Here is a 23,535-nt window from a genome sequence, read left to right on the forward strand (position 1 = left end):
TGGGGGTGGGTGATCAGGCCTGCTGGATTTACTGCTGTTTAAGCTTCTTTCCGCGTTCGACCGGACGCAAAGCGCTCGCAATCTCGAGCGGCCCGGGCATGCTGAGACGGAACGCATAGCGTTCCGGAACAATATAGATGCGCATGAATTCGCAAATTGCCCCGGCCGCCGTCCGCGAGGTTCTTTCCATGACAAGTACGTTGGCCCGCGCATCGATCGCCAATTCGCGGCTCACCGCGGCGGTAGGCTGTGCACAGCGAATGACGACATCGGCACGATCGATGCGCAGGCCGAGAAATTGCTGCAGAATTTCATAGACCATCAAATCGCGCGCGCGGCGCTCGCCCACGGCGGCGGCCGATGCCGGCAAGAACGCCTCCACCACGGCAAAGGGTTGATCGTCTACACAATAGCGGCGCCGCATGCGCACCGGCAGGTCCAGCCCTTCGGGCAGGCTGCGGTCGATGCGGCCGGCCGAGCTTGAAAATTCAAGCAGTTCGGTCTGAGGCTCGACTCCCTGATTGCGCAAGGCATCCTGGAATCCTTGAAACATGCTCAGGTCTTGATGCAGCGGTGGTCGCGATACAAATGTACCCTTGCCGCGGCGCGCCACAACCTGCCCATTGCGGGCAAGCAGCGCAATGGCCTGCCGTACGGTAATGCGGCTTACCCCATAAATGGTCATCAGCTCGGCTTCGCTGGGTACACGCATGCCGGGGGCCAGTCGGGCGCTGGAGATTTCCGTAGCCAGACGGTTGGCGATTTGGATATAGAGAGGCTCTTCACAAAGCGGATCCAGCAGCGCTTGCGATGAGGGGCTTTTCTTGAGAGATTTTGACTTGGCCATAATGTTCTAGGTTGTATTAATACATTATAGAATAGGTGGCTCAATTTGTGCCGATTTTTAAATGCGGGTTTTCACGTATCGGAGATGCCCCGAAGCTTCGGGCTGCGGGAATTCTGGAAGGAAGTTCTAGCCGGCCAGGCGAATCCGGGTTATTTCCGAGCGCGCGCCCAGGCGCATTGGCGGTCCCCAATAGCCTGTGCCGCGGCTGACATACACCTGCATGCGGCCGTATCGATGCAAGCCGTCCACGAAAGGTTGCTGCAGGGGCACAAAGTATTTCCAAGGCCAGAATTGTCCACCGTGAGTATGGCCCGACAACTGCAGGTCGTAACCCGCCGCTTCCGCGGCACGGGCGCTGCGCGGCTGATGCGCCAGCAATATCCTGGCCGCGGCATTGGCGGGCGCGCCGTGCAAGGCGAGCAGAGGATCGCTGGCCTGCTCGGCATCGAAGTTCCGGGCGCTAAAGTCGGTCACGCCGGCCACTACCAGCGTGGCGTCTTGGCGGACCAGGACCCGGTGCTGATTCATAAGTACCTGGAACCCCAGCCGCCGGAACTCGGCCACCCATTGTGCCGCCCCGGAGTAGTATTCATGATTGCCTGTAACTGCATAGACACCATGGCGCGCCTTGAGCCCGGCCAAAGGCTGGATGTGTTCGGAAAGGCTGGCCACGCTGCCATCGACCAGATCCCCGGTAAGGGCGATGATATCGGGCGAAAGCTCATTAACGGCGTGCACCACTGCGCTCACGTAGCGGCGCTTGATGGTTGGGCCGACATGCAGATCGGAGACTTGTACGATGGTGAATCCCCGCAGGGCGGGGGCAAGATCGGGCAGTCGCACCTCGATATCCACCACTCGCGCAAGACGCCGGGCACTGACCAGGCCCAACAGAACCGCAAGCAGGCTTACAACCAGTACGGCCAGGGCGCTTGCCGCATGCAACAGACTTATGGCGGAATCGCTGAAAATTCCGCCGTCGGCCATCGTCGCGGCCTTTATCGCTATCAGCAAGGCATCGCGCAGCAAAGTCAACACAAACAGCCAGGAAAACAGGCCCAGAGACAGAAAGCCAGCCCAGGCAATCGCGTCGATGGCCGGCTTTCCTACCGCCCGGCGTGTAAAGAAACCGGCCAGGATCAGCAGATAGATCAGCAGCAGCGCGGTTGGCGCCAGCCATCGGGTGATGCCGGGAGGAGCCGCGATTGTCAATCGCAGGGCGACATAGATGTCGGCCAGAAGCAGAATAATCGGCAGGCGCAGCAAAAAGGAAAAGCGTGTCATGGCTATCTTGTGGATGGCAATGTCAGCATTGTAGGCGGTGAAATCCCAATGCTTCGCAATGCGCTTCCCACTATGCCGATTCAGGTCGATAAGCAGGGCGATCCGGGGAGCAATGGAATCATGCGCCTTGTGCGGCCCTGAATTTCTTGCCGGCGTACATGGCCAGCAGCACGAGGGTGGTCGAGATCAATATCATGATGATTCCCAGCGCGGACAACTTGCCCCACAGCCCGTCGTCGGCGAAGCTGAGAATCTGGACCGCCAGCACTTCGCTTCCTGGCCGCGAAAGCACCACCGACACGGTCAGTTCGCGCACAAACATTGTCGCCATGAGTATCCAGGCCGAGACAATGCCGGGGATAAGCAATGGCACAATGACGCGGCGCATGGTCGTCAGCGCGCTTGCCCCGCAGACCAGCGACGATTCTTCAAGATGGGCATGCACCTGGACGAAGGCGCTTGCCAAAGGCCGGACGCCGTAGGGCAGATAGGTGGCGATGTAAGCAACAAGCAGGGCCGTCAGCGTTGCGTACAACGGTGTCTGCACGAAAAACCACATGAATCCAATGCCAATGACGATGCCCGGGAAGGAAAACGACAGAAAGCTGAGCGACTCGAGCAGCCCCGAAGCGCGTGTTCGTATCTTGACGATAACATAGGCCACGAATATCGAGAGCAGTACGCCAAGCGAGGCTCCGACCACAGCCAGGAACAAGCTGTTCTTCAGCGAGAGCAGCGATGCGGGGTCTTGCAGTACGTCGATCCAGTTTTTCCAGCCCATCAGTGAAAAAGCCCGCGCGCTCGGAACCATCGAGTACGGCACCAGCGATGTGTAGAACAGCACCGCTACCGGAAGTACGGCCATGACAAAGGAAAGCAGGGCCACCAGGGTAAAAAGCGGCATTCTTGCGCGCTTGAGCTCAATTGTGGTCGGACGGTAGCCGCGGCCCGAGATAGTCACGTATTTGCCGCTTTCGGAGGTCAGGGCGCGGTACAGCACAATCAATCCAATGGATGCCGCCAGCACGCTCATGCCCAGTGCGGCGGCCTTGCCGTAATCCGGCGAAAAACCGGTCGCGACCATCTGATATAAATACGTGGCCAGCACGTCTACCCGGCCGGGTGTGCCGAGAACCCGGGGAACCGCGTATGACGCAAGGCTGCGTACCATGCCCAGTACAAACGCCGCAAGAATGGCCGGCCGCAGCACAGGCAAGGTCACTCGTACCAATGTGCGCCAAACGCTGGCTCCGAATACCCTTGACGATTCTTCAAGGGACACATCGAAGGAAGCCATGGCCGGCGCAATGATGAGATACGCGATGGGCATATTCAACAGCCCCTCAACCAAAATCATGCCAGGCAGGGAGTAAATATTGAACGGCGCGCTTTGCAGCGAAAAGACTTCTTTCAGAAAGCTATTGATCAGGCCGTTGGAGGGATTCAGCAGCAGCGCCCAACTGACCGAAAACAGCAAATGCGGGATCATCATCGGAACAATCGACAGCACCGTGAACAACGGTTTGAACGGTATATTGGTTCGAGTGTTCAGATAGGCGAGAAAGAGCGCCAGCCCAGTGGCCAGTATTGACGAGCCCAGCACGAAAACAATGGTATTGATGGTGACATCAAGCAATACCGGGTCGGTATACGCTGCAAGGTACTTGTCGAGAGTGAACTTTCCGAATGCCGTCAGCCCCTGGGAAAAGCTGCCTATAAAAAGCATCGCCACCGGACAAAGGGTCAGAAACCCGACAATGGCGATCAGCAGCCACGTTAGCTTGGGTCGTGACGGATTCATGCCTGCCATGTCAGGCCGATACGAGGAGGCAGTGGGCGGGATCCAGGTAGAAGCTAACCTGATCGCCTTCCCTCATGGTAATACCAGGATCTATCCTGGCCAGCAGATGTTCATTGCCCACACGGATCTCCGCCTCATAGACTTCGCCGACGAATTCCAGGGACTCGATATGACCGCCAATAATGTTCTGCCCTGTTTCCCGATTGTTGTCGCCAATGCGGATGAATTCCGGCCGTATGCACAAGGTTGCTTCACTGCCGGCCGGGAGGTCGCGATGCTGGCAGTCGATAAGGCCCAGCCCCGACTCGACTCGGGTCAGATTGCCTTCCACGCTGCGCACTGTGGCATTGATCAGGTTGGCGCGTCCAATGAAGTCGGCCACGAAACGGTGATCCGCATTGAAGTAGATTTTCTGCGGAGTGCCGATTTCGATGATTTTTCCCGACCGCATGACGGCAATGGAATCGGACAATGCCAGGGCTTCGACGCGATCGTGTGTGACATAGATTGCCGTGATTTTGAGAGCTCCCAGAAAGGTTCTGAGTTCCTTGCGTGTTTCTTCCCTGAGCTTGGCATCCAGGTTGCTCAAGGGTTCGTCGAAGAGAATTACCTTGGGTTCGGCAACCAGGGCCCGAGCCAATGCGACACGCTGCTGCTGGCCGCCTGAGAGCCGGGTCGCGGAACGTTTTTCAACGCCTTCGAGCTGCACGAAGTGCAGTACCCTGGCTACCTTTTCGGCAATAGCCTTTTTGCTCTCTCCCCGGATTTGCAGCGGGTAGGCCACATTGTCGAAGACATTCATGTGCGGCCAGATGGCATACGTTTGAAATACCATGCCCAAGCCACGCTTTTCGGGAGGAATGGCAATACCTTTTTTCTTCGACCACACAAGCTCGCCGCCGATGTGGATTTCACCCTCGTCGGGTGTTTCAAGGCCAACAATGCAGCGCAACAGGGTGGTCTTGCCGCAGCCGCTGGGCCCCAGCAAGGTGAAAATCTCGTTGGCCGGGATGGTCAGGTCGATGTTGTCGAGAGCCTTGACCGTCTTGCCTTCGGACACATAGCTTTTGGACAGCCCTTCGATCTTGATTTCCATGCTTTACTTGGCCGCGAAGATTTGACCGAACTCGTGCCCCCATTTTTGAATCTCGCTGTCGGACAGGTCGCGCACCGGCATCACCTTCACTTTATCTATACCGTCAATAGGCGGAAAGACACCAGGCGCCAGCACGTATTCACCCACATCCTTGGCCAACAGGCTCATGGCTTTCTTGGAAAGCCAGAAGTCCATGAACGCGCGCGCCGCATTCGGGTGCGGCGCATGGGCCGCCACGCCAATCGCGCGTGGCGTACCGAGCAGCGGCTGCCCCCCGCGCGGCCCCCAGGCCAGAGGGGCGGGCGCCTTGGTAATGATGTATTTGGGCATGGAGATGCCAATCAGCTTCTCGCCGCTTTCAACCGGGGCGGGCGTAGGGCCGAACGAATCCACGAACATAGGCTGGTTGGCCGCCAGCCCTTTCAGATACTGCATCCAGTCGGCCTCGGATTTGAAAACGAACTCCTTGAGCCCGACCAGCCACGAGATAGTCGAAGAATGGGTAGCTGGATTGGCCATTACGATCTTGCCCTTCCATTTTGGATCGGCCAGATCTTCATAGCGCTTTGGCGCGTCGGTTTCCTTGACATGATCTTTGTTATACAGATAGGACACGTACTCGATACCGAAAAGCGTGATCCCCGCGTCTTTTGTCGCCCAGTCCGGGTATCCGGCGGCAGCAGGAGAGTGATAGGGCGCCAGCACCTTTTTTTCGTTCAGCAGCTCCAGCATGGGCCTGGGAGCCTGCACCACATCAGCCAGCAACTTGCCGGCGCCGGATTCGGTGAGTATGGTTGGCAAGAACTTCGAGCTGGAGAGGCGTGTATATATGCCATCGATGCCGGTATCTGCATTGAAGGCCTTCATGATCGCCTTGACCGACGTAATATTGGCGTAAAACACGGCCTTGCCTTCGGCCTTGGCCTTGGATAGTGCAGTTTCGTCCGCGGCATAGGCGGACGGCAGCGCACCTGAGATTCCAGCCAGGCCGGCTGCGCCGGCCAGTTTCAGAAAAATTCGACGATCGATGGCGTTCATTGCACCTGCCCCTTTTTTTTAAATTTGAAATGGTGCTGCTACGAAATACATATAGCGCTCAGGAATGGTAGCCGTTCAGAAGAATGGTTTCAAGATATAAGCATCCGAGCAAACCCGCAGTCCGCATATTTCACCCCAATCCCCAGCACAGGGAAAAATTATCTGTATTGATCCCGCGATATGCTGAATAATCTCGCATGCGCGGGCGGATCGGCGAGAGTGATCGCAGGCGCTCTCAAAAGGAGACATACATGCTCAACAAGTCTGGCTTCCCCCTACGCGGGGCATGCTGTGTGCTGGCGACAGGGCTTTTAGCCTTCATGCCTGCAACCTGGGCGGAATCGGCAAAAGATATGGGCCAGACCATAGCGGCGTCCGGAGCCTCGGGGGTTCCCGCCTGCGCCAGTTGCCACGGTGCAAAGGGACAAGGCATGGCGGCAGCCGGTTTCCCGTATCTGGCCGGGCAGGGCGCCTCTTACCTGGCATCGCAATTGCAGGATTTTGCCAGCGGGGAACGGAGCAATCCGATCATGGCGCCGATTGCCAAGGGGCTGAACGCCGAGCAGATAAAAGCCGTTGCAGGCTATTACTCAAAGCTGCCTGCGCCGTTCGACACGAAAGCCTTGAGCCGGCTCATCGATACGTACCCTCAAAAAAACGCGGTCGGCGCATGGCTGGCCAGTCGCGGCGATTGGGATCACGATATACCCGCCTGTTTTCAGTGCCACGGGCCGGGCGCAGTGGGTGTCGGCGAGCATTTTCCCGCGCTTGCCGGTTTGTCCGCCAAATACATCCAGGAGCAACTGACCGGCTGGCAGGAAAAGAAGCGCGCTCCAGGCCCTCAGGCCCTGATGGGCGACATTGCAGGCCGCATGAGTAAAGCCCAGATTTCGGCGGTTGCGGATTATTTGTCGAAGCTGCCTGGATCGGGGCTCGACGCCGTTGAGACAAAAGGAGCAAGGCAATGATTTCTACACGCATTCGTTTTGCCCATGGCGCTGTTGCATTGTCGCTGTTAAGTTTAGCCTTTCCTGCGGGAGCGCAAACAGCCAATCCCGACACGAAGACCGCCACGATATCCGTTGCGGCCGCAGAGCCGCAATTCACACCGCCTGCGGCCGATGCTATCCCGGATGGCGAGTTTGGGAAAATGGTGCGCAAAGGGCAGGATATTTTCCTGAAAACTCCGGAACAAGCGGGCCAGTACGTGGGCAACAACATGAACTGCGCCAGTTGCCATATGGACGCAGGCCGCCGCAAGAATGCATCGCCGCTCTGGGCCGCCTATGTTTTGTATCCTGCTTACCGGGCCAAAAATGGCCACGTCAATACCCTGGCGGAGCGCCTTCAGGGCTGCTTCCGCTACAGCATGAACGGCGCCATGCCGCCCGCCGACAGTGAAACCATTGTAGCCCTCGAGTCTTACATGTATTGGCTCGCAAAAGGCGCGCCCACTGGCGTGAAACTTGCGGGGCAGGGGTTCAAGAGCTTGCCGCCGCCGACGCAAAAAGCCGACTACACCCGTGGCCAGAAGGTTTTCCAGGAAAACTGCATTCTGTGTCACGCTGCCAACGGCCAGGGCCAAAGCGTCGAAGGCCGCATGGTCTTCCCGGCACTATGGGGCGACGACTCGTATAACTGGGGCGCGGGCATGCACAGTGTTGCAACGGCGGCGGCTTTCATCAAGGCCAACATGCCTTTGAGCAAAGGCTATTCCTTGACCGATCAGCAAGCCTGGGATGTGGCTTATTTCATGAATGCCCATGACAGGCCGCAAGACCCTCGATTCGAGGGCTCATTGGAGGCAACCCGCAAAAAATACCACGATTCGGATTCCGACCTGTACGGCCAGACGATCAATGGCAAGGTTCTAGGTGCCGACGCTGTTCCAGCCGGCGGCAGATTGCGCGGCGCCGGCACGGCCATCGCACGATAACTTCGAATATTCAGCGAGTATCGTTAGCCGGAGAATGGAAACATTCGCGGCGGAGTTGGAATAAAGCGGTCGATAGGAACGTTTACCTAGGTGGGCAGCACTTATTGCATACCTGGGGGTTACATTATGAAAGCGAACAAGCTCTTGCTGGTATTTCTGGTAGTCATTGCGGCTGTTCTGTCCGGGTGCGCCGCGGGTGACGGAACTTATAACAGCGGCACCTCTCCAATGACGAACGATACCGGCAACGGTGGCGGCGGCTACTAAGGAATCACCCATACGATGGCTACACGACGACAATTCATGCAGAGGGGCGCCGCTGCAATGGCTATTGCCGCCGGCTTGCTGGCCTGGCAATGCACAGCCTATTCGTTCGGCACAGCGGAAACCGCGACGGCCATTCCTCCCCCTGCGCATAATGAGCCGGCCGGCGGCGCGCATACCGAGACAGCCGTCTTCGCAGGCGGCTGCTTCTGGGGCGTTCAAGGCGTGTTCCAGCATGTACAGGGTGTACAGCAAGCCGTATCCGGCTACGCCGGCGGTGTGGCGGGCACTGCGCACTATGAAACCGTCAGCGGCGGCAGCACCGGCCATGCGGAATCCGTGCAAGTCACCTTCGATCCCGCCACAGTGACGTATGGCAAGCTCCTGCAAATTTTCTTTTCCGTCGCGCATAATCCAACGGAACTGAACCGTCAGGGCCCCGATACCGGCACGCAGTACCGTTCGGCGCTTTTTCCTACAAGCGCCCTGCAGCAGCAGGTTGCGCAAGCGTACATCGCTCAGCTCGATGCCGCGCATCTGTTCAGCCGCCCGCTGGTCACTCGCATCGAAAAATACACGGGCTTCTATCCTGCCGAGGCCTATCATCAGAATTTCCTGACGATGCACCCCAATTATCCATACATCGTTATCAACGACCTTCCCAAGATTGCGCAGCTCAAGCGCTTGTTTCCGGATCGCTACCGGAATGACCCGGTGCTGGTGAAAACGCCGTAGCAAGAGCGTCGAATGCGAAGAGGCAGAGCCAGCGACATTCGCGATGGTCCATTTTTATGAAATGATGCTTAATAGCCATCCACCCACCCCGCAGCCGAAAACGACCAGCCAGGGCGGCAGCTTCCAGAACATCAGGCCAGCCAATGCAATGAGCGCCAACCCGAAGTCCTCCTTCTTGAAAATGGCGCTGACCCACACCGGCTGGTAGAGCGCCGCCAGCAACAGGCCGACAACAGCCGCATTCACCCCGGCGAGCGCCGCCCGGGCGCGCGCGCTGCGGCGTAATCGCACCCAGAACGGCAATGCACCAATCACCAGCAGAAAAGAGGGTGCGAAGATGGCACCCAGACAAATCGCAGCACCGATCCATCCGTTGGGAGGGAGGCTCATCGAGGCTCCCAGAAAGGCTGAAAACGTGAAAAGCGGGCCCGGGACCGCCTGCGCTGCGCCATAACCCGCCAAAAAGGTTTCATTTGTCACCCAGCCGCCTGGTACGACCGCGGATTGCAGCAGCGGCAGTACAACGTGGCCACCGCCAAAGACCAAGGATCCGGCGCGGTAAAAGGCGCTGGCCATCGCCAGTGCCTGACCGGGCCAGGCTTCCACAGCGATAGGCAGGCCAAACAGAAAACAAAAAAACAGGCCCAGCGATACAATGCCAACGCGCGGACTGACTGTGATGGGAAGCGGATCATGGATGGCATCTTGAGCCGGCTTGAAAAGCATGAATCCCGCCACCGCGGCAGCGGCAATCACGCCGACTTGCCCCCATGCATTGGGCCACGAAAGGACAACGCAGGTTGATGCGACGGCAATGGAAATCCGTGCCCGGTCCGTACACAACTTACTGGCCATGCCCCACACGGCCTGCGCGACCACAGCAACAGCGACCACCTTCAGTCCATGCAGCACTCCCAGGGGAAACGCCGTACCCCATACAGACATACCCAGCCCGAACAGAACCAACATGATTGCCGATGGCAGAGTGAATCCCGCCCAGGCGGCCAGCGCTCCCGAAAATCCGGCACGTGACAAGCCGAGCGCCATGCCAACCTGGCTGCTGGCTGGCCCCGGCAGGAACTGGCACAAAGCAACAAGGTCTGCATAGCTATGTTCGCTAAGCCAGCGCCGACGCGTGACGAACTCAGCCCTGAAGTAGCCTAAATGCGCCACAGGCCCCCCAAAAGAGGTCAGCCCCAAGCGCAAGAAGATCAGAAATATGGACCATGCCCGCTCGCGCTGAGCACCTTCAATTTCCATAGACATCATCCGCCAAGTCTGTAATGACTGAAAAGTGCATGCTTATCAAGTTTCGGTAACATTGGGGTAGGAAGTATTACTTCAAACACTATTATTTTATCCAAGAGTATTTGACCTCTGATCCATCGGCCCGAATAAGGAGTTGCCATGAAGAAAACTTTGTTGCTATTGCTATTGCTATTGGGCGCCATGCCCGCCTTGGTTCTGGCCGCGGGCGGCCATATCGACGGCCACGATATGAAATCCATGCCGGGTCAGGGCATGTCCGGCATCGAAAACGGATCGGCCACGGGGCGGCCCGGCGATGCGGTCAATGTAAGCCGCACAGTTGACATTGTCATGGACGACACAATGCGCTTCCATCCAGGGCAAATCCAGGTCAGGCCAGGCGAGACTGTCCGGTTTTTGCTTAAAAATGCCGGAAAAATTCCTCATGAAATGATGATAGGTTCGACGGCGGAGCTGAAGGAACATGCCGCCATGATGCGCAATATGCCTGGAATGAATCATGCCGAGCCCAACGTGATTACGCTTGATCCCGGGCAAAAAGGCGATATGATTTGGCAATTCCCACAAACAGGAATCGTTGATTTTGCCTGCCTGGTTCCAGGACATATGGAAGCGGGCATGATCGGAAAGATCAAAATCCAATAGTCCATTGAGAACTGGGCCCATGCCTGAAAACAGAGAAAGAAGTCAGGTGTAGCCGCAGCGACTGCCGTGGCACGGCGTATCGGTATTTTCCGCTAATCGGCTCAGTGCAAATATCGGGTCAATCACAGCAATGGTGCTTTTTCCCGTGCTCCTGAACCGGCGGGCAAGGCACGGAACCGTATGAGCAGTAAACACAGCAGTCGCCGGCTCTGGGCTTGAGCACCGCATGGCAGTGTTCGCATTGATAGAACCACTGGCAGGAGTCGGTCGGCATTGTTTCCGCCTTGGTGTGTCCGCATTCCGGGCAGGTCAGGACACTTTCAAGAATAAACCCGCTCATGCTATTTTCCTTTTATGGATGAATGCGATGCCTTTCGCAATTTTATTGCGCCACTCTGTTTATTTCCACGGTGATATGCACGAGTTCTTCATGGATGCTCAATTGACGCCGGAAATAATCGGGCGAGGCGTCGGCGTCGGTCATTAGGCCGACAATACAGGCATATTTGTCTTTGCCAACCCGCCAGACATGCAAATCGCTGATAGTTGCCTTGACGGGGCTTGCTTCGATTGCATCCCGAATTTCCCCCACCACGGGTGCGTTCATCTCGGCATCCAGGAGAGCTCGCCCCGAATCGCGCAACAGGCCGTATGCCCACACAGCGACCAATCCTGCTCCGGCAATACCCATTGCGGGGTCAAGCCAGCTGGCGCCCCAGAACTTTCCGGCAATCAAGGCAACAATGGCCAGCACAGAGGTTGCCGCATCGGCGATAACGTGCACATAAGCCGCACGTAAATTCAGATCTTGGTGATGATGCTCATGGCCGATATGATCATGATGGTCGTGGCTATGCCCGCCCCTGAGCAACCAGGCGCAGGCGAGATTGACCAACAGCCCTGCCGCGGCAAGGACAATAGCCTCGTTGTAGAAAATCGGGCCGGGCGACAATAGCCGCTCAACGGACTGGAACAACATCGAGCCAGCCACCAGGACGAGCAGAAGGGCGCTCGTGTAGCCGGCCAAAACCTCGATTTTCCATGTCCCGAAGGCAAATCGGGCATCTTTCGCAAATCGCGTGGCAAAGGTATACGCCAGCACGGACAGGCCCAGGGCCAGCGCGTGGGAGCTCATGTGCCAGCCATCGGCCAGTAACGCCATCGAATTAAGTGTGTAGCCTCCCGCAATCTCCACTACCATCATCAGCGCGGTGAGCGCGGCCGCCCATGCGGTGTTCTTTTGAGACAGGGGATTGCCCTCGTTGAAAACGTGAGAGTGATGCCCGTTGTCTTCGACTAATGGTTGCTCCATTGCGTGCCGCCTTGCCAAACAAATGATTTATACTATACCCCAGTATAGATATAAGAATAGGAAAAATATGTCACATACCCTACGGGACAAGAAACGGCTATTAACTCGAATCCGGCGTATTAAAGGGCAAGCGGAAGCATTGGAAAAAGTAATCGCTGAAGAAGCGGAATGCTCCGCAGTGCTTCAGCAAATCGCCGCTATCCGGGGAGCCGTCAATGGCTTGATGACTGAGGTCCTGGAAGGGCACATCCGCGAGCACCTGGGGGCGGATAAGGTGCCGCCCCGGCAGCGCCAGGCCGATGTGGAGCAGGTAGTGCGTACCCTGCGCTCGTACCTTAAATAACCGGCTCCGGGATCGCCGGCAGAGCTCTTTTGTGCGCGGAATTTCGGTAAGTGCGCAGGATGATGTCATAGGCGTGCGCCGAGACGTCCTTGCCCTCAAGAAAATCGTCAATTTCGTTATACGTAACGCCGAAAGCGTCTTCGTCCGGCTTCAAGGGAGAGAGCGATTCAAGATCCGCCGTGGGCACCTTGAAAACCAGGGAATCGGGTGCGCCCATTTTCCGGGCCAGTGCCCGCACGCGCCGTTTGGATAGCCCTGTCAGTGGAGTAAGGTCGGCCGCGCCGTCGCCGAATTTGGTAAAGAAACCCATCAGCGCCTCCGCGGCATGGTCGGTGCCGACGACCAGTCCTCCATGGGCTCCAGCCACCGCATATTGAGCAATCATGCGTTGGCGCGCCTTGATATTTCCCAACAAAAAATCCTGCTGCGCGGCATCGCGAAACTCCACTTCCGCATCCAGCAAAGCGCCCAACATGGCATCGCTGGCCGGCTTGATATTGACTGTGACAGTCTTGTCCGGTTTGATCACATCCAAAGAAGCTCGCGCGTCGTGATCGTCGTGCTGCTCGCCGTAAGGCAGGCGCATTGCCACAAAAGTTGCCGCATGCCCGCGATGACGGGCTTGTTCCACCGCTCGTTGCGACAGGCATCCGCCCACCAGGGAGTCCACGCCTCCGCTGATGCCCAGGACCAAGGCGTGAAGACGGGTGGACAGCAGATAATCGGCGAGAAACTTTACGCGGCGCTCGATTTCCCGCTCCGCGTCAAAGGCGCTGCTTACACAAAGTTCGGCAATAATGTCGCGTTGTTCTGGTGTTGGCACGGTCGGGCCTTTCTGGGCTAGGGTTGGTCTGAAAGAAAAATGAGCCTTGTCAGGCAAAATAATATCTCAATGTGACCATTCGCGAGCGACTGGCGAAAATGCACGGCCTATTGAAGGGGGCAGTTACAGACAAGTACAAATATCACGTGGCGGTTTCACAGCCCTGGACTATTAATGAGTAGACTTTCCTCATTGTCCAAGAAGTTGGCCACGCTGCATGAACTTGGGACTGGAGCAAAAAAAATGAAACGATTCGGCATTTTGATACTGACTGGAATTGCAGCGGCAAGCGTGTCCAGCGCTGCTGCCGCCCATGTCGACCTTGATGTATTTCTCGGTATTCCCCTTCCTGTGATCCAGCCCCCGGTGGTCGTCTACCGCGAGCCGCCTCCCGTAGTGTATAGGGAGCCGCCCGTAGTTTATGGGCCGCCCGTTGTGTATGGATACCCGGGCTATGAGGAGCGGGAAGATCGTCATTGGCGAGATAGGGATTGGAATAGAAAATGGAGCCGCCATCACCAAGAAGAGGACGACGACGATTAATAATGGGCGTGCGATAGGCTCGATTCACAAGCCAGCAGATTGCTATTTATGGCGAGGCCGCTTGCTCATACCTCTTCCTGCGGCACTGAGACTTTATTGCGCTTGACCGTCAAATACGACACCAGCGCAAAGATCGTTCCAAGAAACAGGGCGCTGGTTCCGACCGTGCCCAGGCCAAGTCCGCCACTATCGGGCGATTGAGAAAGAAAGTCGCCGCACGATGCGCCGAAGGGGCGGGTAAGAATGTAGGCTATCCAGAATGCCGCTATTGCATTGGCCCCAAAGGCATAGTGTGCAAGGGCAACCAGGCCGATCAGCGCGCCAAAGATCAGCGCCGATGCCGCATAGCCAAGCTGCAGGCCTTCCGCGGCCAAATCCCCGGCCGCAGTGCCCAGAGCAAACGTAAAGAGGATTGCCGCCCAATAAAAAAGCTCGCGCCTGGTGGTGCAAATAGTGTGGATCGAAAGCGTTTTTTCGCTGATATACCAACTGACGAATGTTGCTGCCAGTGCTGCGCTGAACACTGCCGTGGTGGCCTGCAGCGACACACCGAAATTATCGACCAGATTATCGGTAAGAAGCGTGCCGAAAATGCTGAGCAGGACTACGGTAGCCCAGTAGATCCAGGGAATGTATTTGCCGGCCCGAAGCTGGACAAGGAGAAAACCCAGCAGAACCACCCCCATGACAATGGACGTCCCGGTCAAGCCCAGGTGCATATTGACGTTGAGAAAATCGGCGGCCGTTTCTCCGACCGTAGTCGCCATGATCTTGATGACCCAGAAGAAAATTGTGACTTCCGGAACTTTGTTCAGCATCGTCCGTATATCTTGGTTCGTGGGCGTATTCATAATAGCTCGCTTAAACAAGGTAGGAAATTAATGGGCAACGACGGTTGCCGACCTGGCTGAGAAAACCCGGGTGCCGGGCAGGGCGCTACCATTTCACCCAGCCCCGCCGGATCAGCGGCGCGAACGCGATGCGGTATATCGCCACGGCCCAACGAAAGGCAGGCTCCATGACGCGGCATCCAGCCCGCCAGCACAACCCTGCGCTGCAAGCCGCGACCACTGCCGCTCCAGCCATATCCAGGGGAAAGTGCACCCCCAGGTAAATGCGCGCCCAGGCAACGGGCAAGCCCAGAATGGCCAAGGCCGCTCCGCCAGCACGTAAACGGGGATGCATTAAAAAGCTGAATGAAACAGCCCAAAGCAGGGTTAGATGATCGCTTGGAAATGAGGAGTCGGGGGCATGTGCGATGAATGTGTGGCCCAGTCCAATCATGAAGGGACGGGGATGTTGCCACGCCAGCCCAATCGCCTGATTGGCAAGCAGCCCCGCCAAACCTGAAGCGGCCGCTTCGAACATCATCTTGCGTACGCTATCGTTCCCCTTGAGCCAGCCAAGCACCAAGACGGCCGGCACGATCCAGATGACGTAGTTGGCCAGCGCCTGTGCAATCGCAAGCAATGCCGCATGAGGGTGCTGTGGCGCATTGATCAGCAGAAACAGCGCAATATTGAGTTTTTCCATATGCGGCACAGTACAGGGCCAGACTTAGCTGATACTGAGCGGCATGACTGCACACACGGGTGTTGCCGGATAGGTGACCGCACTCGTTTCCCATCCCGACAAAGTAAATGCACATGCGAACCTGAGGGCGGTACAAACCGATGTTCTCAACGAAGCGACGCTGGCCACTCAGTTGCGAGGCCATGATGCCGTTATCAGCGCCTTCAGTGGTCACGCGCAGGGCGATAGCAAAATCTCCCTGCAGGACTATGCGGTGGCGATGATGGACGAACTCGAAAAGCCAGCCCATTCGCGCCGGCGTTTCACTGTGGGTTATTGATCAGGAATCCATCCGCCGCGCCATGGCAACCGAGCCGACGGATTGCCCCGACGCGTCGCGAATGACGGCAAAGCTCATTTGCACGTAAAGCCTGTTGCCCGATTTGCACAAGGCGCGCGTCCGGGTGGGGGCACCGCCCAGTCGAGTCTTGCCGGTGGCCATCGCCAGGGAAAAACCTCGCCAATGAGCTTCCCGCAAACGCTCGGGGATAATCAGATCGACACTCATGCCAATGGTCTCGGCGGCGCTGAACTCGAACAAGTGTTCAGCAGCCTGGTTCCAGATACGAATGATTCCCTGAGTATCGATAACGATGACGGCATCGGCAGTCTGTTCAAGAGCCAGGGTGTGAAGTTCAGTCATGAATTTAGAATTTAAATAAGAATATTATCGTAACGAATTGATTTATAAGAATACAGTATACATTTTTGACTTGAAAGCGACTCATTTCATCAGGGCTTTCTCTCGCATATTTATCAAGAAAAATACTGGCAATTCAGAAGGATCAGGACAAACTTCTACGACGTCCGGGTACGTAGGATGCTGGAGTTTTCCGCGCTGTGGGTCTATGGGCAGGGCGCGTGGAGTTCCATCCGGGCTGAGCGTATGATTTGCACTACCGCGCAGCACTCCAACGGTGGGCAGCCTGATCCATTTCAAACAACAGGAAGGGAGAATGTCATGAATGCATTGACCTCGGCTTTGGACATAGGCGCCCAGGAATTGCTTCCCGAACTGGAAGCCATTTATAAAGACTTGCACCGCAACCCTGAGCTTTCCATGCAGGAGGTCCGCACTGCGGGTATTGCGGCCGACTATCTGGCTGCCCAGGGTTTCGAGGTATCGCGCCGGATTGGCCTGACAGGGGTGGTCGGCGTCTTGAAAAATGGCGCAGGCCCCACGGTCATGCTGCGTGCCGACATGGATGCGCTTCCTGTCGCCGAAGCGACTGGCTTGCCGTATGCCAGTACCGTCAAAGCCAAGGACGAAGACGGCATCGAGGTCGACGTGTCTCACGCCTGTGGCCATGATATGCACGTCACCTGGCTGATGGGTGCGGCACGGCTTTTGTCGCGGCACCGCAATGTGTGGAAGGGTACTGTATTGGCGGTTTTCCAGCCCGGCGAGGAAGTCGGGCGCGGGGCGCAAGGCATGATCGACGATGGGATGCTCGAACGCTTTCCCAAACCGGACATCATTCTGGGCCAGCACGTTATGGTAGGGGAAGCCGGCACCATAGGCTATCGCAGTGGTGTCATCCTGTCCGCGGGCGACAGCATGAAGGTCAGGCTTTTTGGTCGCGGCTCGCATGGCTCGCAGCCGCAAACATCCATCGACCCGGTCATCATGGCGGCATCGACCACAATGCGGTTGCAAACGATCGTGTCACGCGAAATCGCTCCGATAGACAGCGCGGTATTGACGATTGGGTCCTTGCAGGCCGGGACCAAGGAAAACATCATTCCGGACGAAGCCACGCTCAAGCTGAACATACGTACCTATGACGAAGACGTGCGCGACACCATGCTTTCCGCCATCAAGCGGATCTGCTGTGCGGAATGCGCCGCGTCGAACGCCCCGCGGGAACCCGAATTCACCACGCTCAGCTCTTACCCCCTGACCCGAAACGATGTGGAGGCGACCGAAAAAGTAGCCCAGGCATTCAAGGCGCAATTCGGCGAGCGCGCATATGAAACCAAGCCTGCCGGCGCCAGCGAAGACTTCAGCGTTTTCGGGCGCACCTGGAAAGTGCCTTATGTTTTCTGGTTTGTGGGAGGCACCGACGCCCAAACCTACATCAAGGCCAGGGAAGCGAAGCAACTGAATGCCATTCCCAGCAATCATTCACCCAGATTCGCTCCGGCACTCAACCCCACATTGAAAGCCGGGCTGCAAGCGATGCTGACGGCCACATCGGCCTGGCTGTGCGGGAAGGGGCAAAAGGAGTGAGCATATATGCCTTGTTTACCTCGCTCGATCTGATAGGCACATTCGCTTTCGCCATCAGCGGGGCCGTTGCCGCGCATCAAAAAAAGCTGGATTTATTCGGCATCATCACCTTGGCCTACACGGCTGCCTGCGGCGGGGGCATTATCAGGGATGTATGCATAGGCGCGCTGCCGCCCGCGGGTTTGTCGGATTGGCGTTATCTTGCCTTGTCTGTCGTCGCGGCAGGCGTGGTCATAGGCTGCGGCCAACTGGTGCAAAAACTCTCCCACCCGGTACTTCTGTTCGATGCCGTGGGGCTGGGTTTTTTTGCCGTTTTTGGCGCCCACAAAACCCTGGCTTATGGTCACAGCATGGAAGCGGCCGTCATTCTTGGCATGATATCGGCGGTGGGTGGCGGCGCATTGCGTGATCTATTTCTGAATCGCACGCCGATCATCCTGCAAAAGGAAATCTACGCCTCGGCGGCGCTCATTGCGGCGGTATTTCAGACCGGCGGCGAAGTCTTGGGCTGGTCCTTGCGCTGGGTTCCCTGGGCGGGAATAGTCTTGTGTTTTGTAATTCGCTACCTGTCGCTGCGCTTTCACTGGAATCTTCCCCGGTTTGCCAAGGACGACTAGAAATCGACCGCGTGCCACCGTAAAAAAAGAGCGGCGAACTGGGGTAAAAAAATAGTTATTGCCACGGGCAATAGACGTGATATATTAGTATTTCAAGATGACATCATACATCTTGTTCTAAGCTGAAAACATAAGCAGGGCAATGGTTTACAACGGATTTTGTCCAGTGTTACGTACTCTTCAGTGCCGCGGGAGAGTACGCCGTGAGAGTAATGCGCGCATATCTGGAAGGAAATACCGTTTGGTTCAGTAGGTAAAAACCCGGTCTGACAAGGACCTCAAGGAGGAGTGGAACAAATGTCAACAAACAAAGAAACAAGACACATTACACGACGCGACGCACTGCAGGCCGGCCTGGCCCTTGCCGCGCTCCCTTTAAGCAGCTTGCTGCCAAAGAACGCAGTGGCGCAGACCCGCCCAGTAACCAAGGTGCTCAATTTCACTACGGGCGCCGACATCGCGAAGGCAGAGAAGGAGGGCGAATTCCTTTTTTACACTCACGACAGCGAGCCCGCCGCCGCCGGTATCATCGAAGCCTTCACCAAAGACTTCCCCAAAATCAAAGGCAAGTATGTGCGCGCGCAGAACGGCGCACTGTTCAGCAAAATACTGGCTGAGCGCTCGGCCGGGCGCTACGACGCCGATGTCATCCAGTTCTCCGAACCTTCGACCGCGCTCGATTTCCAGAAGCGCGGCGGCTATCAGCGATACCTTTCGCCACAAGCCGATGCGTACGATCCAGGGCATCTCAGCTCGCCCGCCGGTGACTATTTCTGGGTCGCTGTGGGTTTCGCCGGCCTTGCCTATAACAGCAATCTGGTGAAGGCGGCTGATGCTCCCAAAACCTGGAAAGACGTCCTCAATCCGATATGGAAGAACTCCGTCAGCGCCAAGCAATCCACCTCGGGCATGCAGTTCGCCGAATGGTACGAGCTGCGCCGCCTTTACGGCGACGACTTCTGGAAGCAATTTGCCAAGCTTCGACCACGCGGCTTCGATTCCCGCGCGCAGGTGTTCGACCGTCTATCCAAGGGCGACGACAAGCTTTGCGTGCTGGCCGAATACGCCGGCTATATGCTTGTCAAGGACAAGGGCGCACCCGTTACCTTCGTGGCACCGAGCGATGGGCTTCCCGCCGCACCAATGCTCAACGGGATTGTCGACAAGGCGCCGCACCCCGAAGCCGCTCGACTCTTCGTTGATTGGCTGATGTCGATCCGCGGGCAGACGCATTACCAGAACAATAAATACCTTTATTACGGTTCAGTGCGTAAAGACGCGCCACCCATGCCTGGCGGCGAACGATTGCGCGATTTCAAACTACTGGTTCCGACCGACATGGCCAATTTCACAGCCAGTCACGGCCAGTTCATGAAGGAATGGAACTCCATGCTCGGACTGTAGGAGCTCGGCCCATGTTCGCAGCGCAAATACGCTTCGCACCTCGCCGGGTGCTGTCCGGCCAAATGGCCCCCATGGCAATGGTTGTCGCCGTGGTAGCCATTTTTGTTCTATATCCCATCTATTATCTGGTGCAGGCATCGCTCGATGTGGGCGACTCAAGCGTCCGGCCGCCGACCGCCTATGGATTCGACAATTTTGCCGCAATGTCGGATTACTGGGGAATCATGCTCAACACACTGAGCGTGACTTTCATGGCGACGGCCGTGGCGCTGTTTTTCGGCTTTCTGATCGCCTGGATACTGACTCGCACCAATGTGCCGTTCCGGCGAACGCTGGAACAGATGATGGTCGTGCCGTACTATGTCACGCCATTGCTGGGGGCACTGGCCTGGAATCTTCTGGGGGCTCCGGAAAGCGGCTTCATCAATCAACTCTGGCGCAGCATGGGCGGGCAGGGTGCACTGATCAACATCAACTCGGCGGTCGGTATCGCCTGGGTGATGGCCCTGTTCGAGGGGTCGGTCGCGTTCGTCATGATCGGCGCCGTAATGAAGTCGATGGACCCGTCGCTCGAAGAGGCCTCGCAGATCATTGGAGCGGGCCGTTTGCGCACAATGTTGAAGGTGACGTTGCCGCTGGTCGCGCCCGGGGTTCTGGGTGCGACGATTTTCGTGTTTGCCGAGATGCTGGGTTCGTTCTCGGCAGCATTGGTCCTTGGTACACCTTCGCGATTCTATGTCATTACAACCGCCATCTATCAGTTTGTGCTGCAATACCCGCCGCGCACGCCGCTGGCCGCCGCCATGGGGGTTTCGCTGTTCGCCGCAATGTTCCTGATGCTTACCCTTTATCGGCGCATCATCGCCAATCGCAGCTACGTCACCGTCAGCGGCAAGGCGTTCCGTCCCCGTATCATGGACGTGGGCTGGCTGCGCTGGGCGCTGTTCGCCATCTGCATGGCCTACGTGTTCCTGTCGGTGATATTGCCAGTGGCGACGCTGGTATATGCTTCGGTGCAGAAGCTGGCCGTAGCCTTTCCAAAAATTGACAACTTCACGCTGGAAAATTATCGCACCGCTTTTTCCCTGAACGCTGTTCGCTCGGCGCTGTGGAACAGCCTTCTGCTCGGGTTGCTGACCGCAACGATAGGGGTCGCCATAACCGGACTGCTGTCGTGGATCATTCAGCGCAGCAACATGCCGGGGCGCGGGGCGCTTGAATACATAGTCATGTTTCCCCAGGCCGTTCCGCGGCTGGTCTTCGCGTTCGGCATGATGTGGGCCTGGCTGGTGTTTCCGATCCCGATCTACGGTACCTTCTGGATCCTGCTGATTGCCTATCTGACTGTATTCCTGCCACTGGGAGTGCGTACAATTTCGAGCGTGATCGTGCAGCTCGACAAGAGCCTCGACGAATGCGGCCAGGTCAGTGGCGCATCGTGGAGCTATCGTATGCGTACCATTACCGCTCCGCTGCTGCGGCCCGGGATTCTTGCCGCGTGGCTATTGATGTTCGTGGCAAGTGTACGCGAACTCGGAGCGTCCATTCTTCTGATGGGGCCGAATTCCAAGGTAATGACACCTGCCATCGTTGAAGCCTTTTTCTCGAGCAGTTCCGAGCTGACGGCGGCGATGGCGCTAATACAGACAGTCGTTGTGGGCGTGGTGATGGTCGTGTTCACACTGATCACGCGCCGGGCTTCGCAGTATGGAGGGGCATGATGTTGCAACAAGAGAAAGCCGAACGGCCGGAAATCGAGGTCGAAAATCTAACGATCCACTATGGTTCCACGCTTGCAGTTGGTCCAGTGAGTTTCTCGGTCAAGCAGGGCGAGCAACTAACGCTGCTTGGGCCGTCCGGCTGCGGAAAGACCACGACATTGCGGGCGATTGCCGGGTTGGAACGGCCCAGCGGGGGGGCGATCCACATCGGCGGCCGCACCATGTACGATGCCGCGCAGGGCATCAACCTGCCGGCGGAGCGGCGCGGACTGTCGATGGTATTCCAGTCTTACGCGATCTGGCCGCACATGACTGTATTCGAGAACGTGGCCTACGGCCTGAGGGTAAGGCGCAAGAGCGCGGCCGAAATCAAGGAAAAAGTCGGCCAGGCGCTGGCCTTGGTGAAGATGGAGGCCTATGCAAGCCGTAACGCTTCACAACTGTCCGGCGGGCAGCAGCAACGCGTGGCATTGGCCCGGGCGTGCGCCTTTTCACCCCAAGTACTGCTGTTCGACGAACCACTGTCCAACCTGGACGCGAAGCTGCGCTCGGAAATGCGCATCGAACTGCGGGAACTGCAACATAGCCTGGGTGTCACATCGGTTTACGTTACGCACGATCTTGAAGAGGCGCTGGCCATGTCGGACAATATCATTGTCATGCGTGGCGGCCACATCGAACAGGCTGGATCCCCCGGCGAGATCTACAATTATCCCCGCACCGCATTCGTTGCGGATTTCGTCGGTTCCGCCAATCTGATCAGTGGCCGGCTGCGCCACGATCTGGCCCAGGATGGGCTGATCGCACTGGAAGCCGACGGCGGCAATATCGTGCACGGCACCGCCTGCAACCGCTCGCCCGGACCGGACCCCATGATGTCGGTGCGCACCGTCCATCTGCAGCTAAGTGCCGAGCCGCCACCGGACCAGATCAATGTCTGGCCTGTCGTCGTCAGGCGCGCCGTATTTCTGGGCGATCTGACACAGGTGCATGTCGATTGGGGCAACCGCGAAATTGTGATCCGGCAAACCAAGGCCGAGACCCTGACGCAGGGTTCGACCGCCTATCTGTCCATCAATCCCGAACATTGCGTTCTTCTGGAGCCAGGTGCATTACCCGAGCCGGAGCATGTTGCCCGGTCCATGCAAAAACCGGTGCTAGCGGCCCCTCTGATCGACTAAGCGTGACCAAGAATTTGCTCATTGCCTGATCTGGCGTTTTTCCCTATTCCATTTTTTCCGAGACTGTTCATGACTTCTTCCCCTGTATCCAAAATCGCGCTTGTCACCGGAGCCGGCAGCGGTGTCGGCCGGGCAGTGGCGCAAGCGCTGCTGCAGGACGGTTTTACCGTCGTGCTTGCCGGACGGCGGCCGGAGCCGCTTGTCGAACTGGCCGAAACGGCGAAGGGCGCCGGGCAGCACGCGCTGGCTGTACCCACCGATGTGCGCGATGCCGCGAGCGTGAAAGCATTGTTTGCCGAGATCGAAAAAAACTTTGGGCGGCTCGATGTACTGTTCAACAATGCCGGGATCAACGCTCCAGCGCTAACCATCGATGAGCTACCGCTTGAAAACTGGACCAATGTCATCGATACGAACATTACCGGCATGTTCCTGTGTGCCCGTGCGGCATTCGGATTAATGAAAAAACAAACGCCGCAGGGCGGTCGTATTATCAATAATGGATCCATCTCGGCCCATGCGCCGCGTCCGCTCAGCACTCCCTATACCGTCAGCAAGCACGCAGTGCTGGGCCTGACAAAGTGCATTGCGCTCGATGGCCGCGAGTACAACATTGTGTGCAGCCAGGTTGACATCGGCAATGCCTTGACAGAACTTTCGGCTCGTATGTCCAAAGGCGTGCGGCAAGCCAACGGCCAAACGGCAGCAGAGCCTATGTTCGATGTCAAATACGTTGCCGACGCGGTGCGCCTTGTCGCCGCCATGCCTCTGACGACCAATGTACTCAATATGACGGTCATGGCGAGCAATATGCCGTTTGTCGGCCGCGGTTGAAAAAGGGTTTCAACAAATATCCAAAAAACCTTAGATATCG

At 57.2% G+C, this 23,535-nt stretch carries 26 protein-coding genes; 14 read left to right on the forward strand and 12 right to left on the reverse strand.

Annotation, left to right across the window (positions count from 1 at the left end):
- Positions 1–28: 28 nt before the first annotated feature.
- From LSG25_RS02415 to LSG25_RS02435, 5 genes are all read right to left on the reverse strand, one after another.
- Positions 29–847 carry a GntR family transcriptional regulator gene (locus tag LSG25_RS02415; protein ID WP_232743131.1) on the reverse strand — a complete coding sequence of 273 codons (819 nt, stop codon included), beginning with the start codon at positions 845–847 and terminating at the stop codon, positions 29–31.
- A gap of 126 nt (positions 848–973) precedes the next feature.
- Positions 974–2,137: a metallophosphoesterase gene (locus LSG25_RS02420; RefSeq protein ID WP_232744536.1), complete on the reverse strand. Its 1,164-nt coding sequence runs from the start codon at positions 2,135–2,137 to the stop codon at positions 974–976.
- Positions 2,138–2,249: 112 nt separating this feature from the next.
- Positions 2,250–3,932 carry an iron ABC transporter permease gene (locus tag LSG25_RS02425; protein WP_232743132.1) on the reverse strand — a complete coding sequence of 561 codons (1,683 nt, stop codon included), beginning with the start codon at positions 3,930–3,932 and terminating at the stop codon, positions 2,250–2,252.
- A 10-nt stretch (positions 3,933–3,942) separates the two neighbouring features.
- Positions 3,943–5,028 (reverse strand): ABC transporter ATP-binding protein, encoded by a 1,086-nt coding sequence (locus tag LSG25_RS02430; RefSeq protein WP_232743133.1) that lies wholly within the window; start codon positions 5,026–5,028, stop codon positions 3,943–3,945.
- Positions 5,029–5,031: 3 nt separating this feature from the next.
- Positions 5,032–6,066 (reverse strand): ABC transporter substrate-binding protein, encoded by a 1,035-nt coding sequence (locus LSG25_RS02435; RefSeq protein WP_232743134.1) that lies wholly within the window; start codon positions 6,064–6,066, stop codon positions 5,032–5,034.
- Between the two features lie 251 nt (positions 6,067–6,317).
- Between LSG25_RS02435 and LSG25_RS02440 the strand changes: the two genes are divergently transcribed.
- The 4 genes from LSG25_RS02440 to msrA all read left to right on the forward strand — a co-directional run bounded on the left by LSG25_RS02440 (position 6,318) and on the right by msrA (position 9,001).
- Positions 6,318–7,034 carry a cytochrome c gene (locus LSG25_RS02440; protein WP_232743135.1) on the forward strand — a complete coding sequence of 239 codons (717 nt, stop codon included), beginning with the start codon at positions 6,318–6,320 and terminating at the stop codon, positions 7,032–7,034.
- On the forward strand, positions 7,031–8,002 hold the full coding sequence (locus LSG25_RS02445; RefSeq protein WP_232743136.1) for a c-type cytochrome: 972 nt from the start codon (positions 7,031–7,033) through the stop codon (positions 8,000–8,002). Before LSG25_RS02440 ends, LSG25_RS02445 begins: the two co-directional genes overlap by 4 nt.
- A gap of 126 nt (positions 8,003–8,128) precedes the next feature.
- Positions 8,129–8,269: a hypothetical protein gene (locus tag LSG25_RS02450; RefSeq protein ID WP_232743137.1), complete on the forward strand. Its 141-nt coding sequence runs from the start codon at positions 8,129–8,131 to the stop codon at positions 8,267–8,269.
- Positions 8,270–8,284: 15 nt separating this feature from the next.
- Positions 8,285–9,001: a peptide-methionine (S)-S-oxide reductase MsrA gene (msrA, locus tag LSG25_RS02455; protein WP_232743138.1), complete on the forward strand. Its 717-nt coding sequence runs from the start codon at positions 8,285–8,287 to the stop codon at positions 8,999–9,001.
- 54 nt (positions 9,002–9,055) lie between these two features.
- Here the strand turns inward: msrA and chrA are convergent, their stop codons facing one another.
- Positions 9,056–10,261 (reverse strand): chromate efflux transporter, encoded by a 1,206-nt coding sequence (gene chrA, locus LSG25_RS02460; RefSeq protein WP_232743139.1) that lies wholly within the window; start codon positions 10,259–10,261, stop codon positions 9,056–9,058.
- Between the two features lie 147 nt (positions 10,262–10,408).
- Between chrA and LSG25_RS02465 the strand changes: the two genes are divergently transcribed.
- A complete protein-coding gene (locus LSG25_RS02465) occupies positions 10,409–10,915 on the forward strand; it encodes a plastocyanin/azurin family copper-binding protein (protein ID WP_232743140.1) in 507 nt (168 codons plus the stop codon).
- Positions 10,916–11,033: 118 nt separating this feature from the next.
- Here the strand turns inward: LSG25_RS02465 and LSG25_RS02470 are convergent, their stop codons facing one another.
- Positions 11,034–11,255 (reverse strand): GDCCVxC domain-containing (seleno)protein, encoded by a 222-nt coding sequence (locus LSG25_RS02470; protein WP_232743141.1) that lies wholly within the window; start codon positions 11,253–11,255, stop codon positions 11,034–11,036.
- Between the two features lie 42 nt (positions 11,256–11,297).
- Positions 11,298–12,227, reverse strand: coding sequence for a CDF family Co(II)/Ni(II) efflux transporter DmeF (dmeF, locus tag LSG25_RS02475; protein WP_232743142.1), 930 nt, complete (start codon positions 12,225–12,227; stop codon positions 11,298–11,300).
- A 67-nt stretch (positions 12,228–12,294) separates the two neighbouring features.
- Here dmeF and LSG25_RS02480 point away from each other — a divergent pair, with 67 nt between their 5' ends.
- Positions 12,295–12,570: a metal/formaldehyde-sensitive transcriptional repressor gene (locus tag LSG25_RS02480; protein WP_232743143.1), complete on the forward strand. Its 276-nt coding sequence runs from the start codon at positions 12,295–12,297 to the stop codon at positions 12,568–12,570.
- Here LSG25_RS02480 and nadE read toward each other — a convergent pair.
- Positions 12,563–13,393, reverse strand: a complete 831-nt coding sequence (gene nadE / locus LSG25_RS02485) for an ammonia-dependent NAD(+) synthetase (RefSeq protein WP_232743144.1) — start codon at positions 13,391–13,393, stop codon at positions 12,563–12,565. The two genes, LSG25_RS02480 and nadE, sit on opposite strands and share 8 nt — an antisense overlap.
- 174 nt (positions 13,394–13,567) lie before the next feature.
- On the opposite strand from nadE, the gene LSG25_RS02490 reads away from it, so the two are divergent.
- On the forward strand, positions 13,568–13,936 hold the full coding sequence (locus tag LSG25_RS02490) for a hypothetical protein (RefSeq protein ID WP_370635938.1): 369 nt from the start codon (positions 13,568–13,570) through the stop codon (positions 13,934–13,936).
- Positions 13,937–14,001: 65 nt separating this feature from the next.
- Here LSG25_RS02490 and LSG25_RS02495 read toward each other — a convergent pair whose 3' ends face one another.
- Positions 14,002–14,754 carry a hypothetical protein gene (locus LSG25_RS02495; protein WP_232743145.1) on the reverse strand — a complete coding sequence of 251 codons (753 nt, stop codon included), beginning with the start codon at positions 14,752–14,754 and terminating at the stop codon, positions 14,002–14,004.
- 118 nt (positions 14,755–14,872) lie between these two features.
- Positions 14,873–15,469, reverse strand: a complete 597-nt coding sequence (locus LSG25_RS02500; RefSeq protein ID WP_232743146.1) for an undecaprenyl-diphosphatase — start codon at positions 15,467–15,469, stop codon at positions 14,873–14,875.
- Between the two features lie 73 nt (positions 15,470–15,542).
- On the opposite strand from LSG25_RS02500, the gene LSG25_RS02505 reads away from it, so the two are divergent.
- The gene (locus LSG25_RS02505; RefSeq protein ID WP_232743147.1) at positions 15,543–15,788 is read left to right on the forward strand and encodes an NAD(P)H-binding protein; all 246 of its coding nucleotides are present in this window, start codon (positions 15,543–15,545) and stop codon (positions 15,786–15,788) included.
- Here the strand turns inward: LSG25_RS02505 and LSG25_RS02510 are convergent, their stop codons facing one another.
- Entirely contained in the window at positions 15,789–16,151 is a 363-nt protein-coding gene (locus LSG25_RS02510; RefSeq protein ID WP_232743148.1) for a PAS domain S-box protein, read from the reverse strand.
- A gap of 318 nt (positions 16,152–16,469) precedes the next feature.
- Here LSG25_RS02510 and LSG25_RS02515 point away from each other — a divergent pair, with 318 nt between their 5' ends.
- The 6 genes from LSG25_RS02515 to LSG25_RS02540 all read left to right on the forward strand — a co-directional run bounded on the left by LSG25_RS02515 (position 16,470) and on the right by LSG25_RS02540 (position 23,495).
- Complete coding sequence (locus LSG25_RS02515) at positions 16,470–17,738, forward strand: M20 family metallopeptidase (protein WP_232743149.1); 1,269 nt, start codon at positions 16,470–16,472, stop codon at positions 17,736–17,738.
- Entirely contained in the window at positions 17,735–18,355 is a 621-nt protein-coding gene (locus tag LSG25_RS02520) for a trimeric intracellular cation channel family protein (RefSeq protein ID WP_232743150.1), read from the forward strand. Before LSG25_RS02515 ends, LSG25_RS02520 begins: the two co-directional genes overlap by 4 nt.
- Before the next feature lie 297 nt (positions 18,356–18,652).
- Complete coding sequence (locus tag LSG25_RS02525; protein ID WP_232743151.1) at positions 18,653–19,759, forward strand: ABC transporter substrate-binding protein; 1,107 nt, start codon at positions 18,653–18,655, stop codon at positions 19,757–19,759.
- Between the two features lie 11 nt (positions 19,760–19,770).
- Complete coding sequence (locus LSG25_RS02530; RefSeq protein WP_232743152.1) at positions 19,771–21,480, forward strand: iron ABC transporter permease; 1,710 nt, start codon at positions 19,771–19,773, stop codon at positions 21,478–21,480.
- Positions 21,477–22,661, forward strand: coding sequence for an ABC transporter ATP-binding protein (locus LSG25_RS02535; protein ID WP_232743153.1), 1,185 nt, complete (start codon positions 21,477–21,479; stop codon positions 22,659–22,661). The genes LSG25_RS02530 and LSG25_RS02535 overlap by 4 nt, the downstream gene beginning before the upstream one ends.
- 69 nt (positions 22,662–22,730) lie before the next feature.
- Positions 22,731–23,495 (forward strand): SDR family oxidoreductase, encoded by a 765-nt coding sequence (locus tag LSG25_RS02540; protein WP_232743154.1) that lies wholly within the window; start codon positions 22,731–22,733, stop codon positions 23,493–23,495.
- The last annotated feature ends 40 nt before the right edge of the window (positions 23,496–23,535 follow it).

The organism is Paralcaligenes sp. KSB-10 (assembly GCF_021266465.1).
In the GTDB taxonomy this organism is placed as follows: Bacteria; Pseudomonadota; Gammaproteobacteria; order Burkholderiales; family Burkholderiaceae_B.